Source organism: Labrys sedimenti (assembly GCF_034424805.1).
Lineage (GTDB): Bacteria > Pseudomonadota > Alphaproteobacteria > Rhizobiales > Labraceae > Labrys > Labrys sedimenti.
In genome coordinates this window covers 117810-133003 of sequence record NZ_JAXOUF010000005.1, presented here as the reverse complement: position 1 = coordinate 133003, position 15194 = coordinate 117810, and the positions used below count along the sequence as shown (strand labels likewise).

The 15194-nt window shown below is 63.5% G+C and carries 14 protein-coding genes and 1 tRNA gene; 7 read left to right on the top strand and 8 right to left on the bottom strand.

Annotated features, from left to right (window positions below):
* Positions 1-3 precede the first annotated feature (3 nt).
* On the top strand, positions 4-2154 hold the full coding sequence (locus U1R88_RS17540) for a heavy metal translocating P-type ATPase (RefSeq protein ID WP_322432398.1): 2151 nt from the start codon (positions 4-6) through the stop codon (positions 2152-2154).
* Between the two features lie 371 nt (positions 2155-2525).
* A complete protein-coding gene (locus U1R88_RS17535) occupies positions 2526-3161 on the top strand; it encodes a crotonase/enoyl-CoA hydratase family protein (RefSeq protein WP_322432397.1) in 636 nt (211 codons plus the stop codon).
* A gap of 120 nt (positions 3162-3281) precedes the next feature.
* On the opposite strand, the gene U1R88_RS17530 is transcribed toward U1R88_RS17535, so the two are convergent.
* Together U1R88_RS17530 and U1R88_RS17525 are read right to left on the bottom strand one after the other, a co-directional pair.
* Positions 3282-3677 carry an ArsR/SmtB family transcription factor gene (locus U1R88_RS17530; protein ID WP_322432396.1) on the bottom strand — a complete coding sequence of 132 codons (396 nt, stop codon included), beginning with the start codon at positions 3675-3677 and terminating at the stop codon, positions 3282-3284.
* A complete protein-coding gene (locus tag U1R88_RS17525; RefSeq protein ID WP_322432395.1) occupies positions 3674-4294 on the bottom strand; it encodes a peroxiredoxin in 621 nt (206 codons plus the stop codon). Before U1R88_RS17525 ends, U1R88_RS17530 begins: the two co-directional genes overlap by 4 nt.
* A gap of 275 nt (positions 4295-4569) precedes the next feature.
* Here U1R88_RS17525 and U1R88_RS17520 point away from each other — a divergent pair, with 275 nt between their 5' ends.
* The 3 genes from U1R88_RS17520 to U1R88_RS17510 are packed head-to-tail and all read left to right on the top strand — an operon-like array spanning position 4570 to position 7083.
* On the top strand, positions 4570-5970 hold the full coding sequence (locus U1R88_RS17520) for a cytochrome ubiquinol oxidase subunit I (protein WP_322432394.1): 1401 nt from the start codon (positions 4570-4572) through the stop codon (positions 5968-5970).
* Positions 5970-6968 (top strand): cytochrome d ubiquinol oxidase subunit II, encoded by a 999-nt coding sequence (cydB, locus tag U1R88_RS17515; protein ID WP_322432393.1) that lies wholly within the window; start codon positions 5970-5972, stop codon positions 6966-6968. Before U1R88_RS17520 ends, cydB begins: the two co-directional genes overlap by 1 nt.
* On the top strand, positions 6949-7083 hold the full coding sequence (locus U1R88_RS17510; RefSeq protein WP_322432392.1) for a DUF2474 family protein: 135 nt from the start codon (positions 6949-6951) through the stop codon (positions 7081-7083). The genes cydB and U1R88_RS17510 overlap by 20 nt, the downstream gene beginning before the upstream one ends.
* A gap of 106 nt (positions 7084-7189) precedes the next feature.
* Here the strand turns inward: U1R88_RS17510 and U1R88_RS17505 are convergent.
* Positions 7190-7274: transfer RNA gene (locus tag U1R88_RS17505), tRNA-Leu, on the bottom strand.
* A gap of 342 nt (positions 7275-7616) precedes the next feature.
* Positions 7617-7994 (bottom strand): VOC family protein, encoded by a 378-nt coding sequence (locus tag U1R88_RS17500; protein WP_322432391.1) that lies wholly within the window; start codon positions 7992-7994, stop codon positions 7617-7619.
* Positions 7995-8413: 419 nt separating this feature from the next.
* On the opposite strand from U1R88_RS17500, the gene U1R88_RS17495 reads away from it, so the two are divergent.
* Complete coding sequence (locus U1R88_RS17495) at positions 8414-10354, top strand: extracellular solute-binding protein (RefSeq protein WP_322432390.1); 1941 nt, start codon at positions 8414-8416, stop codon at positions 10352-10354.
* Positions 10355-10500: 146 nt separating this feature from the next.
* Positions 10501-12333, top strand: a complete 1833-nt coding sequence (locus U1R88_RS17490) for an extracellular solute-binding protein (protein WP_322432389.1) — start codon at positions 10501-10503, stop codon at positions 12331-12333.
* Between the two features lie 132 nt (positions 12334-12465).
* On the opposite strand, the gene rplS is transcribed toward U1R88_RS17490, so the two are convergent.
* The 4 genes from rplS to rimM form a co-directional block, all read right to left on the bottom strand.
* Positions 12466-12834, bottom strand: coding sequence for a 50S ribosomal protein L19 (gene rplS / locus U1R88_RS17485; RefSeq protein WP_068291206.1), 369 nt, complete (start codon positions 12832-12834; stop codon positions 12466-12468).
* A gap of 205 nt (positions 12835-13039) precedes the next feature.
* On the bottom strand, positions 13040-13753 hold the full coding sequence (trmD, locus tag U1R88_RS17480) for a tRNA (guanosine(37)-N1)-methyltransferase TrmD (RefSeq protein ID WP_322432388.1): 714 nt from the start codon (positions 13751-13753) through the stop codon (positions 13040-13042).
* A gap of 11 nt (positions 13754-13764) precedes the next feature.
* Positions 13765-14478 (bottom strand): HAD family hydrolase, encoded by a 714-nt coding sequence (locus U1R88_RS17475; RefSeq protein ID WP_322432387.1) that lies wholly within the window; start codon positions 14476-14478, stop codon positions 13765-13767.
* The gene (gene rimM / locus U1R88_RS17470) at positions 14468-15019 is read right to left on the bottom strand and encodes a ribosome maturation factor RimM (protein ID WP_322432386.1); all 552 of its coding nucleotides are present in this window, start codon (positions 15017-15019) and stop codon (positions 14468-14470) included. Before rimM ends, U1R88_RS17475 begins: the two co-directional genes overlap by 11 nt.
* Positions 15020-15194 lie beyond the last annotated feature (175 nt).

The window sequence follows — 15194 nt, the reverse complement described above, 5'->3', positions numbered from 1 at the left end:
GCCTTGCGCCGCCTGTTCGGTGTCAGCGGAATGGCCTGCGGTGGCTGCGCGCGCGGGCTGGAACGTAAGATCGGCCGGCTCGAGGGGGTCCGCGCCGTCGGGGTGCATCACCTGACCGCATCGATGCTGGTCGATTGGGAAGAGGCCAGGCTATCGATCTGCGACATCGCAGCCGCCGTCTCGCACGCCGGGTACAGGCTGATCGACCGCCACCGGCCCGAGGAGCTATCGGCGATCCTGTCGGCAGACATCAGCCGCCTTTCGCTGCGCCTTGCCGTCGCCGTCATGTCGGGCATGTGGTCCATGGCGCTTGCCGTCGTGCTCTATGTCTCCGTTCTCGATCCGGACGTCGGCTGGTGGATCGCGCTCGCTTCCGGCGTGCTGGCCCTGCCGGTCGTCGCTTGGGCGGGAGCCGGCATCTTCTGGATGGCCTTGCGCTCGATCCGCCTGCGAGCGCCCGGCATGGACCTGCTGATCGCGCTCGGCGCTGGCGGTGCCTACCTCCTCTCCGTCCTCTCGCTCGCATCTGGCTCGTCACATGTGTACTTCGACACCGCGACGATGCTGATCACGCTCCTGCTCGTCGGTCGGCTCGTCGATCTCCTGACACGGCGAAGCGCGATCGATGCTCTCAAGGCACTCGAAGAGACTTCGGTCGAGACCGTCGTCAGGCGCACCTCGGCCGGCGATGAAAAGGTCCCAGGCACGCAGATCGGGATCGGAGACTGCGTCGTGATCGATGCCGGGTCGATCATCGGCGTTGACGGAACCATCCAGCAGGGAGAAAGCCTCATCAACCGCGCGGTCCTGACCGGCGAAAGCCGCGCCATCCCCGTCGGCATCGGGCAGCGTGTCGAAGCGGGTTCCATCAATCTGCAACGCCGCATCCTCGTCACGGTGGATCGCGCATATGGCGATCGCGACCTCGACCGCATGGGCGGAGCGATCGCGCTGGAACTCGCGCAACGGGGCACCACGGCGTCGCGCGCCGACCGGATGGCCGGGGCGCTGAGCTGGGGCATCCCAGGCCTTGCACTGGCGACGCTCGCCGCCGCGCCTATTGCCGGCGTCGCTGCGGCCGATGCCGTTCTCAGAGGCCTGACAGTGCTCGCCGCTGCCTGCCCATGCGCCTTGTCGATCGCAGTGCCCCTTGCCCAGGCGCGCGCGGCGGGCATTGCGGCGAAGCTCGGCTTGCGCCTGCGCGATCCCGTCGCTTTCGAGGCGCTCGCCCGGCCGGCGACGATCGTCTTCGACAAGACGGGCACGCTCACCGCCGGCCGCCCTTCCGTGGTCACCGTCGAACCCGCGTCCGGATGGGCCGGAGACGAGGTGCTGCGGCTGGCGGCCCGCGCAGAAACCGGCATCGACCACCCGCTCGCCCACGCGATCATCGCGGGCCATGGCCGGGAAGAAGGAAGGGGTGGAACCCGCCACGAGCGCGGAGCGGAGGCCGATGATGCCGAGGGTCGCCGCATCAGCGTGCACGGCGCCGAACGCGACGATGGCCTCACAACGCTTGCCGTGCGGCTCGACGGCATCGTCATCGGCACGATCGGCCTCACCGATGCGGCGGCTGCCGAAGCGCACAGCACCGTAGCTCGTCTTCAGAAGGCGGGCATCGCCCTATGGATCGCGTCCGGGGATGCCGCCGATCCGACGCTGAGGGTTGCAGGGGCACTCGGCATTCCGCCCGGCAGGGTCCGTCATGGCTGCACGCCGATCGAGAAGGCCGAGCTCGTCAAAGCCCAGCCCGGACCCGTCCTGTTCGTCGGCGACGGGGTCAACGATGCCCCGGCGCTGGCCGCAGCCGATTGCGGGATGTCCGTGTCCGGCGCCCATAGTGCTGCCGCCCAGACCGCGGGCGTCGTGATTATCCACGGCGGGATCGGCCAAATCCTCCTAGCGATCGATCTTGCGCGGCGCACGGTCGCCATCACCCGGCAGAATCTCGGCCTTGCCATTGTCTACAATCTCGTTGCCGTGCCGTTCGCAATGACCGGACTGTTGTCACCCTCGATGGCGGCACTAGCCATGCTCGCCAGTTCCAGCTCTGTCGCGCTGAATAGCCTGCGGCTGGCAGGGTTGCCGGCATCAGCCTCGTCAGAAAGAGGCAGGTACAAGTTCGACGACCTCGGCGAAGCCGCGATCCGCTGATCTGCGTCCGACCGAGGGTCGCAATCACTTTTGGTCCAGTAGGTGTGCGTATCGGCTCGCCTCTTGCAGGAGTGCTATTGCCTCGCCTCGCGACGTGCGGAATGAAACTCGGAGAAAATCTTGACCGATCTGATAATTTGGGAATGCCGATTCCCTCGGTCAGCCGCTCCGCTTCGAGAGCGTGGCTCGCCGCTAATTTTAAACCAGTTCTTGGTCGATCGAGCCGATCGACGGAAGGATACCTATGCCAGCTTCTTATAGCCAGAAATGCAAGCCGAGTGGCATCCGCCGCCAGCGTGCGGCAGCGCGACGGGGTCGCCGCACGCCATCAGCTACAGCCCTTTCGGTCGTTTGCCAGGATCGTTGACCGAATGTTCAATCTGCTCTCCAACCGTTCAATCGGTTTGATTTGCCTCGAGGAACACGCGCGGCTCGCCCGCACCCCGGCTCAATTCATGCGCATGTGCCAGAAATGGCATTGGGCCTTCGATCAGATCCAATATGGCGGACTGCCTGTGATCGCGGCGATCAAGGGTGCGGTCGTCGGTGGCGGGCTGGAGCTCGCCGCGGCCTGCCATACCCGTGTAGCAGAGCCCTCGACCTTCTTCGCGCTTCCCGAAGGCCAGCGCGGGATCTTCACCGGTGGCGGCGCGACGGTGCGTGTGGGACGGATCATCGGACCCGGAAGAATGGTCGACATGATGCTCGCCGCGCGCACCTATGATGCGCAGCGTGGCCTGGACCTGGGACTCTGTCACGAGATCGCTGCGGAGGGCAAAGGTCTGGAACGCGCGTTGGAGATCGCGGCGGCTGCGGCCAAGCACGCGCCTCTCTCGAACTATGCGATGGTCACGGCGATTGGCAGGATCAATGACATGTCGACGACCGACGGGCTTTTCACCGAAAGCCTCATGGCGGGGATCGTGCAGAGCGGTCCTGAAGTGGGGGAAGGGCTCCGATCGTTCCTGGACAAGAAAAGCAACAGGCTGGAGCCCGTCCCGAAATAGCCTGTCGCAGGTCAAGGCGCGGCGTCTTCGCCGAACTCATACCACTTCTTGCAGCAACCTTATGTCTTACTCGCGGTCCGGTTGTAGGCCTTCAGGGCGGTGTGAACTCGCGGGTCCTGATCACCTAATCCGGGCGAAATTTGCCGCACCTCGCACGATATCCCTACGCTCCGGCCGGACTTCCGGCCTCACCATGCTCAGGAGTGCCCGTTCAGGATCCCCGGCGCCGAACACCGCTTCGATGCTGCGTACGCACAGGACGACGGTCTCATCTGCGAGGCTGTAGTATACCTGTTTCGCTTGGCGGCGCGTCGTCACGAGCTCTGCTTTGCGAAGCTCAGCGAGCTGCTGGCTGAGTGCGGGCTGGCCGATGCCGGTCGAGATGTCGATCTCGGTAACCGACTTTTCCCCTTCGAGGAGAAGGGAGAGGATCATCAAACGTTGCGGCTGCGCGAACTTGCGCAGTTTGTCCGCGGCAATATCGGCCTGCGCGCGCGACTGCCAAAGCGTCTTCATCCGTCCCTCCGGCAGAACCAGTCGGCCTCATGCTGGGCCTTTTCATCGGCGGGCTGAAGCAGCGGCTGGCCAGGCTGCCAGTCGGCGGGAGCCAGCTTCTCTCCCGAATAGGTGGCTTGCAGTGCCTCGACCATCCGCACCATCTCATCGACAGAGCGGCCAATCGTCAGGGGGTAATGCGTGATCGCGCGGATCACGCCTTCCGGGTCGATGAAATAGGTTGCCCGCACGCCCGCGCTGCTCTCGGCCGCCTCGTCAATCATCCCGTAGGCTCGGCCGACGAGCATCGTCGGGTCCTCGATCACCGGAAACGGGATTCCCACGGAGAAGAGTTCGCGGATCGCGCGCGTCCAGGCGAGGTGCGCATAAAGGCTGTCCACGGATAGCCCGAGGAGTGCACAGTCGAGCGCGGCAAACCGGTCGTGCGCCTTGGCGAGCGCAACGAATTCCGTTGTACAGACGGGCGTGAAATCGGCCGGGTGGGAAAAAAACACAAGCCAGCGGCCTTTGAAGTCGGAAAGCCGAACCGGGCCATGGGTGGAGCGTGCTTCGAAATCCGGGGCGGTGTCGCCCATCCGCAAGGCGGTAGCAGGTATACGAATCGATACGTCGTTCATTGAAGTCTTGGTCTCGTAAACGTCATCAACGCGTTTGTCGCATGCCGGGCCGGTTGACGCAATATGATTACACAATTACATAGTTCGACAAACACATAAATGTCAGCGGTCAAATCGCTGATCGGCGGCCTCGCGAGGCTTCGATGCCGACGATAGCTCCAGGAACCTTCACCTTCCGGTTAGGTTCGGGACTCACACGAAGGAAAAGTTTCCTTCCAATGAGATGTCGCAGGTCCCGCTGCTCGCCTCGGTCACGCGATTGAAAGAGAAGCGCTATGTTTGATGCCCTGCTGCTGGCGAGAATTCAATTCGGCTTCACCGTCAGCTTTCATTTCATCTTCCCGGCCTTTTCCATTGGCCTTGCCAGCTACCTGATGGTGTTGGAGGCGCTTTGGCTGAAAACCGGAAACGGCGTTTACGCCAATCTTTATCGGTACTGGCTCAAGATCTTCGCGCTTGCCTTCGGCATGGGGGTCGTATCCGGCATTGTGATGTCCTACCAGTTCGGGACGAACTGGTCCGTGTTCTCGGACAAGGCCGGCCCGGTGATCGGCCCCCTGATGGCCTACGAGGTCCTAACGGCCTTTTTTCTGGAAGCCGGCTTCCTCGGCGTCATGCTCTTCGGCATCAACAAGGTCGGGCCGAGGTTGCATTTCGTGGCGACCTGCATGGTCGCGGTCGGAACATTCATCTCCGCGTTCTGGATTCTGTCGGTCAATAGCTGGATGCAGACGCCAACAGGATTCGAGATCGGCGCGAACGGCCAGTTTCTCCCTGGGCCAAGTTGGTGGGCTATCATCTTTAACCCGAGCTTCCCTTACCGCCTCGTTCATACGGTTATCGCCGCTTATCTGACGACGGCCTTCGTGGTCGGCGCGGTCGGTGCGTGGCATCTTCTGAAAGATCGCACCAATCCAGGCGCGCGAAAAATGTTCTCCATGGCGATGTGGATGGCGGCGCTCGTGGCGCCGATACAGATCATCGCCGGTGACATGCATGGTCTCAATACGCTCGAGCATCAGCCCGCCAAGGTGATGGCGATGGAAGGACACTATGACAGCCATCCCGACGGTGCGCCGCTCATCTTGTTCGGCATTCCCAACAGCGCCGAAAAGCGCGTCGACTATGCGATCCAGATTCCCAAGGCCTCGTCGCTCATCCTGAAGCATGATCTCAATGCCCCACTGGCCGGCCTCGATACGATACCCGACGATCGCCATCCTCCCGTCGGTGTCGTCTTCTGGTCATTCAGGGTCATGGTTGGCCTCGGGTTTGCGATGCTTGGCCTCGGCCTTTGGAGCCTTGCAGCACGGTATCGCAAACGCCTCTACGACTGGCGCCTTCTTCACAGGGCCGCGATCGTGATGGGCCCGAGCGGCTTCATCGCGGTGATAGCCGGATGGATCACGACTGAAGTCGGCCGTCAGCCCTTCACTGTCTACGGCCTCCTGAGAACGGCTGAATCGGCGGCTCCTCTCGATGCGCCGGCCGTGGCCGCGTCTCTGATCGCCTTCATCATCGTCTACTTCGCCGTCTTTGGGGCCGGCACTCTGTACATCCTCAAGCTGATGGCCAAGCCGCCGCAATCACACGAGAGCGCCGACCCGTCCGAAGGGAAACCGGTTCGCGCGGCGGGCATCACGCCCGCGCCGGCCGTTGAAGGAGGAGGCTCGTGATGATCGATCTCACCATCATCTGGGCAGGCATCATCGCCTTTGCCGTGGCAGCCTATGTCGTCATGGACGGCTTCGATCTCGGCATCGGGATCCTTTTTCCCTCGTTCCGTGTCGGCGGCGAGCGCGATCGCGCAATGAACAGCATCGCGCCGGTCTGGGACGGCAACGAAACGTGGCTGGTACTTGGCGGCGGCGGCCTTATGGCCGCATTCCCGCTCGCCTATGCGATCGTGCTCCCGGCCCTTTACGCGCCACTCATCGCGATGCTGCTCGGCCTTGTCTTTCGCGGTGTCGCATTCGAATTCCGATGGCGCGACCCAGGCCATCGCCAGTTCTGGGACATGGCTTTCAGCGCCGGCTCCATTATCGCCACCTTCGCTCAAGGGATCACGCTAGGGGCGCTTCTTCAGGGAATTCATGTCGAAGGAAGAGCCTATGCGGGCGGCTGGTGGGACTGGCTCACCCCATTCACGCTTCTCACTGGCGCAAGTCTCGTGGTGGGATACGCGCTCCTTGGGGCGGGCTGGCTGATTTGGAAGACAGACGGCCCTATACAGGCGCATGCCCGGAGGCACGCACGTATACTCACCATCGCGCTTGTCGCAGCGCTCGTCGCCGTCAGTGCAGCGACTCCGCTTCTTGAAGCGCGCTACTATCAGCGCTGGTTTGGATGGCCGGGCGTGCTCGCCGCAGCTCAAATGCCTCTGCTCGTCGCCATCGCCGCGCTCATCCTCTGGCGATCGATCGATCGCAGCCGGGATTGGCTTCCATTCGCGATGACCCTTGTCCTGTTCGCACTGTCAATGGCAGGACTGGCTATTTCGATATGGCCCGACGTTATTCCTGGGCGGGTGTCGATCTGGGATGCCGCCGCACCGGAACGCAGCCAGGTCTTCATGCTCGTCGGTGCGGGCGTACTCGTCCCGATCATCATCGCCTACACCGCATGGGCCTATTGGGTGTTCCGAGGCAAGGTCGATGAAACTGGATATCACTGAAAAGACGGCGCCCAAGCTCTGGAAACGGCTTGCTTGGTTCGGTGGTATATGGCTCGCAAGCGTCCTGGCTTTGACGCTTGTAGCATTGTCCATACGAGTTGTTCTCAGGCTGTGATCAGAGATCCGAAGCGAGGCAATCGTCAGCGTGCACCCCGACGAATGATCGCCCATGATCCGAATTGCCGGCTCGCCACGTCAGTCCGACAGGTCGCCTAAAGTGATGGTGCGGGTGGTCGGGCTCGAACCGACACTCCTCTCGGAACCGGATTTTGAATCCGGCGCGTCTACCAATTCCACCACACCCGCATATTCGCCGCCGATTCTAGCCGACGCTCTCTGCACCTATACTGCACCTAGAGCAAAAACCGAATGGCTCACTTCACTTTTTCTTCCCACCCAAGCCCCTGAAAATTCGACACATTCAACTCGTCGTGATTTCCTGTGGATTGGTAGACAAACCTCTTTTTGAGTCGGACGCGTCTACCAGTTCCGCCATAGGGGCAACGCGGGCGGCACTATAGCGAGGGATGGGGCGGCGTCAATCCGCGATTGCGGGCTTTTTCCGGGTGCACGGGCGTCTCGCCCGTTCTTGGAAGCGCCGAGCATGTTGAGAAGAAAGAACGGGCGGGACGCCCGTGTACCCGGGAGTCACCCGCTCGCCAGGCCGTGGATGTTGCCGTCGGGATCGCGGAACCAGGCGAGTTCGAGCTCGCCGGTGCGGTGGATGTCGCCGTCCAGCGTGGTGCCGGGGATCTCGTAATGCTCGAAGGCGACGCCCCTGGCCTTCAGCGCTTCGACCAGCCGGGCCATGTCGTCGCCCACCACCCAGGTCACGGCGGTGGCGTGGTTGGTGCCGGCATTGGCGGAGGCGTAGACGAGCACGATCGAGGGGCCGGCCTTGTAGGCGATGGCGCTGCCCTCATGCTCGAAGGCGATTTCCAGCCCCACAAGGTCCTCATAGAAGCGCCGGGCCGTGGCGAGATCGCGCACGGGCAGGGTGGCGACGGCGAGCTTTGCTCCCAGCATGGCGGTGCCTCCGGATCGCGCCTCTTGCAATCCCGCTGCATCGCATGCCCGTGACGAGGGACACGGCCATGCGATGCGAGATGCAGTCGCCAGAATAAGCCCGGCCGAGCGTGTTGGCACGCGCTTTCCTGGCAGATTGTTGTGGTGGCAAGGCGTGTTCAGCCGCGAGCGTTGCCGGCTCCCGTCCCTGAGTTCGGTGCATCCTTGCGATCGGGCGCGTGTGGACCAAATACCGAATGCTCTGCAAGGTGAACACGATGTCACCTTGCCGAATCAGCTGCATTTCCGCCGCATTGGCTCCTATCCTCGATGGTTTGCCGCCGCTGCCCACCAGCGGCGCCTGCAGGCCGTGCCCACAAGTCCCGGCCGCCCCAGGCCCTGTCTCCCTGCCGATGGCAAGGGAAACCCACGGAGATCCCATGCGCCCCGTCCGTTCCCCTCTCGCCTCAGCCGCCTTCGCTGCCTTCGCGACCCTGGCCTTGCTCGTGCCGCAGCAGGTCCTGGCGCAGGAGGCTGCCAAGCCGGCCGAAGCCCCCGCCGGCGCGGCGGCGAACTCGACGCCTCCCTGGCGCATCGGCCTGTCCCTGCTGGGCGAGCCCAAGCACAAGGAGCCTTTCGACCATTTCGACTATGTCAATCCCGATGCGCCCAAGGGCGGCAGGGTGCGACTGGCGATCAGCGGCACCTTCGACAATTTCAACATTGCCTTGATGGCGATCAACGGCGTCTCGGTGAAGGGCAACATCGAGGCCGGCGTCACCAATGTCTATCAGAACCTGATGACGTCGGCGCAGGACGAGGCTTCCACCGAATATGGCGAAATCGCCGATGCCGTGCGCTTTCCCGACGACATCTCCTCGGTGACCTTCCGCATCAATCCCAAGGCGCGCTGGGACGACGGCACCAAGCTGACGCCGGAGGATGTGGTCTGGTCCTTCGAGGTGCAGAAGGCCAACAATCTGCAGACCGCACAATATTATCACGACGTCACCAAGGCCGAGGTCAGCGCGCCGGACCAGGTGACGTTCTCCTTCTCCACCAAGGGCAATCGCGAACTGCCGCAGATCCTCGGCCAGCTCTATGTCATGCCCAAGCATTGGTGGCTAGCCAACGGGCCGGACGGCAAGCCGCGCAACGTCGCCAACACCACGCTTGAGCCGCCGCTCGGCTCCGGCCCCTACCGTCTCAAGAGCTTCGAGGCCGGGCGCGGGGCCGTCTATGAGCGGGTCAAGGATTGGTGGGGCGCCGACCTGCCCACCGCCAAGGGCCATTATAATTTCGACGAGATCCGCTACGACTACTACACCAATGCCCAGCAGCTTCCGGAACTGTTCAAGAGCGATTCCTACGACTTCCGCCTGGAGAATATCATCGCCAACTGGATGACGCTCTACAACATCCCGGCGGTGAACGAAGGACGCATCGTCAAGCAGGACTTTCCGTCCAACACCATCGGCCGTATGCAGGCCTTCGCCTTCAATCTCAGGCGGGCGAAGTTCGGGGATGTCAGGGTGCGCAAGGCCTTCAACCTGGTCTTCGATTTCGAGACGTTGAACCGTACGATCTTCTTCAACCAGTATAAGCGCATCGGCTCCTATTTCGCCGGTCTCGACGAACTCGCCTCCACGGGGCTGCCGCAGGGCCAGGAGCGCGACGTCCTCGAAACGCTCAAGGACAAGCTGCCGCCGCAAGTGTTCACCACGCCCTATGCCAATCCCGTCAATGGCAGCGACGAAGCCCAGCGCGCCAATATCCGCGCAGCCATCGGCCTGCTGAAGGAGGCCGGCTGGGAGTTCAAGGATCGCAAGCTCACCAACACCAGGAACGGCGAGGTGATGAAGGTAGAGATCCTGCTCTCCAGCGATACGTTCACCAAGATCGCCTTGCCCTATGTCGAGAATCTCAAGCGCATCGGCATCGAGGCCTCGGTGCGGGTGGTCGACGACACGCAGTTCAACCAGCGCGAGAACAATCGCGATTTCGACATAATCCTGTTCGGCGTAGGCCAGACCCAGTCGCCCGGCAATGAGCAACGCGATTATTGGGGCTCTGCCGCCGCCGACAAGCCGACCTCGCGCAACATCATCGGCATCAAGGATCCCGCCGTGGATGCGCTGGCCGAACGCATCGTCTACGCCAAGGACCGGGCCGAACTGGTCGCCGCCACCAAGGCGCTGGACCGGGTGCTGCTCGCCGGAAACTATGTGGTGCCGATGTGGTACAACGATGTCTGGCACACTTTGCGCTGGAACCGCTTCGGCCAGCCGGCCGTGCTGCCCACGCAGAGCCCGACCGGCGGCTTTCCCACTGTCTGGTGGTATGACCCGGCCCTTGCCGCCAAGACCGGGGCGGCCAAATAAATGGTCCTGTCATCGCGAGCGTAGCGACATGATCCAGTGGGTATGAGGAAGCGTGACGATTCTGGATCGCGTCGCTACGCTCGCGATGACGGCGTTTGCAACGACCAACCCTTTGTCTGCGCTAATAGGCTGCAAGGATACTGCCCATGGCCGACCTCGACCGCCGCACGCTCCTGAAGACCGGTTTCCTTGGCGCGGCCTGTGCGCTGCTGCCGGCGGGCGCCTCGGGGCAGGAGGTCGAGAGCCATGGGCTGTCGACCTTCGGCGACCTGAAATATGGGCCCGACTTCAAGAAATTCGATTATGTGCGTGCCGACGCGCCCAAGGGCGGCGCCTTCTCGCAGCTGGTCTATCAGACCGGCTACAACCAGTCCTTCAACTCCTTCGACAGCCTGCACATCTACGTCCTCAAGGGCACGGGCGCGGTGGGGATGGATGCCACTTTCGCTACGCTGATGGCGCGGGCCGTGGACGAGCCGGATGCGGTGTATGGCTATGCCGCCCAATCGGTGGCCGTCTCGGCCGACAGGCAGACCTATCGCTTCCGCCTGCGCCCCGGCCTCGACTTCCACGATGGTTCGGCGCTGACGGCGGAGGACTGCGCCTGGTCGTTCAACACATTGAAGGAGAAGGGGCATCCCTTCATCACCGAACCGCTACGCTTCTTCAAGGAGGCGGTGGCGGAAGCCCCCGACATCGTGCGCGTCACGCTGCTGCCCGGGCGCGGGCGCTCGCTGCCCCTGATCGTCGCCGGCCTGCCGATCTTCTCGAAGGCCTGGTGGTCGAGCCGCGATTTCACCAAGTCCACGTTGGAAGCCCCGCTCGGCAGCGGGCCCTATAAGGTGGGCAAGGTCGATGTCGGGCAGTCGATCAGCTATGAGCGCGTGGAGGGCTGGTGGGGAGAGAGCCTGCCCACCCAGATCGGCACCAACAATTTCGACCGGCTGACCTGGCAGTATTACCGCGATCCCTCGGTGGCCTTCATCGCCTTCGGCGCCGGCAATTATCGCTTCCGCGAGGAGTCGAGCTCCGAGAACTGGGCCAAGGGCTATGACATTCCGCCCGTGCGCGATGGCCGCATCAAGCGCGAGACCGTGCCCGACCATACGCCCTCGGGCGCCCAGGGCTGGTATTTCAACACGCGCCGCGCCAAGTTTTCCGATCCCCGTGTCCGCCAGGCCCTCGGTTTCGTCTTCGATTTCGAATGGGTGAACCGGAATGTGATGTACTCGTCCTATCAGCGCACGACCTCGATCTTCGAGAATTCGCCGCTGAAGGCCGAGGGCAAGCCCGGGCCGGATGAACTCGCCTTGCTGGAGCCTTATCGCGGCAAGGTGCCCGACGCCGTCTTCGGTGAAGCCCTGCTGCCGCCGGTCTCAGACGGGAGCGGCTTCGACCGCGCCAATCTGCGCACGGCGCTGGGGCTCCTCAAGGAGGCTGGCTGGAGCCTCGACAACCGCGTCCTCAAGAATGCCAAGGGTGAGGCCTTCACCATCGAATTCCTGGAGGAGAGCGACTTCCTCTACAAGATCACGGCCCCCTTCATCCAGAATCTGGACCGGCTCGGCATCGCGGCGAGTTTCCGCGCCGTCGATTCCTCGCAATATCAGCGCCGCACAGACGCGTTCGACTATGACGTCATCTCGCGTCGTGCCACTTACGGCCTGACACCCGGCGAAGACATGCGCGGGCCCTTCTCCAGCCGGACGGCCGTCGTGCCTGGCTCGAGCAATATCTCCGGCATCGCCGATCCAGTGCTCGATGCCCTGATCGACGCCATCGCCGCCGCCGACAGCCGGGTCGCGCTCGTTACGGCGTGCCGCGCCTTCGACCGCGTGCTGCGCTCGGGCTATTACTGGGTGCCGATGTACAACCGCCCGAACCACTGGCTGGCCTATTGGGACGAGTTCGAACATGGCGCCCCGGGCGTGATCTACGACCGGGGCATCCCCGATCTGTGGTGGGCCAAGAATACGTAATTTCCTGGGACCGCCGGCTTCCAGCCGCCTCTTCTTGATTCCCGGAGCCGGCTGGAAGCCGGCGGTCCCAGGGAAACGCAAAACGCCGGCCCGTTGCCGGGCCGGCGTCGAAATCCGTCAGAAGCGTCGGACTTACTTCTTGTAGTCGACGCGCTCGGCGATGCGGGCAGACTTGCCGCGGCGATCGCGCAGGTAATAGAGCTTGGCGCGACGGACTTTGCCGCGGCGGACCAGCTTGATGGAATCGATCATCGGCGAGTAGAGCGGGAACACGCGCTCGACACCTTCGCCGTAGGAAATCTTACGGACGGTGAAGCTCTCCTGCAGGCCGCCGCCGTCGCGGGCGATGCAGACGCCTTCATAGGCCTGAACGCGGGTGCGCTCGCCTTCCTTCACCTTGACGTTCACGATGACCGTGTCGCCGGGCTGAAATTCGGGAATGTCCTTGCCGGCCGAAAGGCGGGCAATTTCTTCCTGCTCGATAGTCTGAATCAGGTTCATGTTCGATCTCCGCGCGTACCCGAAGGACGCATCTTGCTCTTACTTGAAGTGGAGGCGTGCCAATACGCCATTACGGAAGGCGAGTCCACCGAATTCGGTGATGCAGATCCGGGACCGCTGTCATGCGGGGCGCTTGTCTCCTCTGGCGGTCCCGCGTCTGTGCAGCGTCACTTCGTGCCGCGGCGCGCGCGGGATGACCAGGTACCTACCTTCTCTTCTTCTTCGGCGGCGGTTGGCGTGCCACATAGGCTTCCCACAGGTCCGGCCTGCGCTCCTTCGTCAGCGCCTCCGCCTCGCTCCGGCGCCAGGTCGCGATGTTCTTGTGGTGGCCCGAGCGCAGGATCTCGGGAATCTCACGGCCCTCGAAAGCAAGAGGCCGCGTATAATGCGGATATTCGAGCAGGCCGTTCTCGAAGCTCTCCTCGTCACCGGAGGTGGAGCCGCCCATCACGCCCGGCAGCAGCCTGACGCAGGCATCGATCAGCACCATGGCGCCGAGCTCGCCGCCCGAGAGCACATAGTCGCCGATCGAAACCTCAGTGAGGCCCCGCGCCTCGATCACCCGCTGGTCGACGCCCTCGAAGCGCCCGCACACGATCACGGCGCCGTCTCCGGCCGCGAGCGCGCGCGCATGTGCCTGCTGCAGGGGCAGGCCGCGCGGCGACATCAACAGGCGCGGGCGGCCGTCATCGCCGAGGGCATCGATGGCCTGCGCCAGTACGTCGGCACGAATCACCATGCCCGGGCCGCCGCCGGCCGGCGTGTCATCGACGGAACGGTGGCGCCCCTGGCCGAAATCGCGGATGTTGCGTGTCTCCAGCGCCCAGGTGCCGTTCGCCAGGGCTTCGCCCGACAGGGAGACACCGAGCGGCCCCGGGAACATCTCGGGATAGAGGGTAAGGATGGAGGCGCGCCACATGGGAAGAATGCTCAGAAGGCCAGGAGGCCCTTCAGCCTCTCATCCGTGAAGTCCTTGATCGAGAACACGGTGTTCGGGCCGTCGAGGGCTGCATCGTCGAGCATGGTCTTCACGCCCACGGCGCGCATGCCGGCATTGCGGGCGGCCTCGATGCCCAGCGGCGCGTCCTCGAACACCACGCATTGGCTGGGCGCCAGGCCCATTGCCTCGGCGGCAGCGAGGAAGAGATCGGGATGCGGCTTGCCGCGATAACCCATGGAGGGCGAGACCACGGTGACGAAATGGCGGCGCAGATCGAGGCCGTCGAGCACCAAGGCGGCATTCTCCGGCGTGGCGGCCGTGGCGACGGACATCTTCTGCCCGCGGGCCTCGCAGGCCGATATCAGCGCGATCAGGCCCGGCATCGGCGCCATCTGGCTGCGATAGATCTCGCGATAGATCGCTTCCTTCTCCAGGCCCAGCGTATCGAGCTCGTACTCGCTCGCGTCGGGCTTGACCATGCCGACCACCTCGCGATTGGCGCGGCCGGCGGTGTCACGGAAGAAGCGCTCGCGGTCGAAAGGCAGCCTATGGCGCTGATGCCAGGTTTCCCAGGCGTCGTTATGGACATGCATGTTGTCGACCAGCGTGCCGTCCATGTCGAAGATCAGGCCGGCGACCGGCGTGGCGGCCAGACTCTTGAAATCGGCATCCAGGCCGCCGGTTGAAATATGGTCAGCGCTCATCGTCGCCTGTCTCCTCGTCTTCGCTCGTCGCCCCACCCTCTTCCGGCAGGATGACGACGATATGTCCGGCCTTGATGTCGACCACGGGAACGACGGCCTTGCTGAAGGGCAGCAACAGGGGCTTGGCGCCGTCAGGCGTCACTTCGATGATGTCGCCGGCGCCAAAGTCGAACAGACCGGTGACCGTACCGATCTTCTCGCCGGCCTCATCGCGCGCCACCAGGCCGATGAGATCGGCATGAAAGAATTCGTCTTCGTCCTCGGGCGCACCCAGCACGGTGCGTTCGACGAAAAGCTGGAGATTGACGAGTTGTTCGGCGCCCGTGCGATCGCCGACGCCCTCGACCCGTGCGATCAGCACGTCCTTGGCCTGGCGCACCGAGGTAAGCTTGACCTGGCGGCCGGACTTGGTGAGGAGGGGGCCATAATTGGCGATGGCCAGCGGCTCCTCGGTATAGGATTTCAGCCGAATCTCGCCCTTGAGCCCATGGGCTGCGCCGAAAACGCCGAGGACAACGAGGTTTTGCGGGGCTGGGGGCATGGGAAGCCTTTGGCGAAGAGCGCGGGAACCCCTCTCCCCGGTGGGGAGAGGGGTAGGGGTGAGGGATCAGCCTCGGTTCATTGAAACGCGCCATTGCCAGCGCGGCGAAGCAATCGAGTTCCGAGCTTCTGACAAGCTGGATTGCTTCGCTGCGCTCGCAATGACGCGCAAGCCG

Coding starts and splice junctions, on each gene's coding strand:
- U1R88_RS17535 (WP_322432397.1), top strand. CDS start 2,526: ATGTTCAATCTGCTCTCCAACCGTTCAATCGGTTTGATTTGCCTCGAG.
- U1R88_RS17530 (WP_322432396.1), bottom strand. CDS start 3,677: ATGAAGACGCTTTGGCAGTCGCGCGCGCAGGCCGATATTGCCGCGGAC.
- U1R88_RS17525 (WP_322432395.1), bottom strand. CDS start 4,294: ATGAACGACGTATCGATTCGTATACCTGCTACCGCCTTGCGGATGGGC.
- U1R88_RS17520 (WP_322432394.1), top strand. CDS start 4,570: ATGTTTGATGCCCTGCTGCTGGCGAGAATTCAATTCGGCTTCACCGTC.
- cydB (WP_322432393.1), top strand. CDS start 5,970: ATGATCGATCTCACCATCATCTGGGCAGGCATCATCGCCTTTGCCGTG.
- U1R88_RS17510 (WP_322432392.1), top strand. CDS start 6,949: ATGAAACTGGATATCACTGAAAAGACGGCGCCCAAGCTCTGGAAACGG.
- U1R88_RS17500 (WP_322432391.1), bottom strand. CDS start 7,994: ATGCTGGGAGCAAAGCTCGCCGTCGCCACCCTGCCCGTGCGCGATCTC.
- U1R88_RS17495 (WP_322432390.1), top strand. CDS start 8,414: ATGCGCCCCGTCCGTTCCCCTCTCGCCTCAGCCGCCTTCGCTGCCTTC.
- U1R88_RS17490 (WP_322432389.1), top strand. CDS start 10,501: ATGGCCGACCTCGACCGCCGCACGCTCCTGAAGACCGGTTTCCTTGGC.
- rplS (WP_068291206.1), bottom strand. CDS start 12,834: ATGAACCTGATTCAGACTATCGAGCAGGAAGAAATTGCCCGCCTTTCG.
- trmD (WP_322432388.1), bottom strand. CDS start 13,753: ATGTGGCGCGCCTCCATCCTTACCCTCTATCCCGAGATGTTCCCGGGG.
- U1R88_RS17475 (WP_322432387.1), bottom strand. CDS start 14,478: ATGAGCGCTGACCATATTTCAACCGGCGGCCTGGATGCCGATTTCAAG.
- rimM (WP_322432386.1), bottom strand. CDS start 15,019: ATGCCCCCAGCCCCGCAAAACCTCGTTGTCCTCGGCGTTTTCGGCGCA.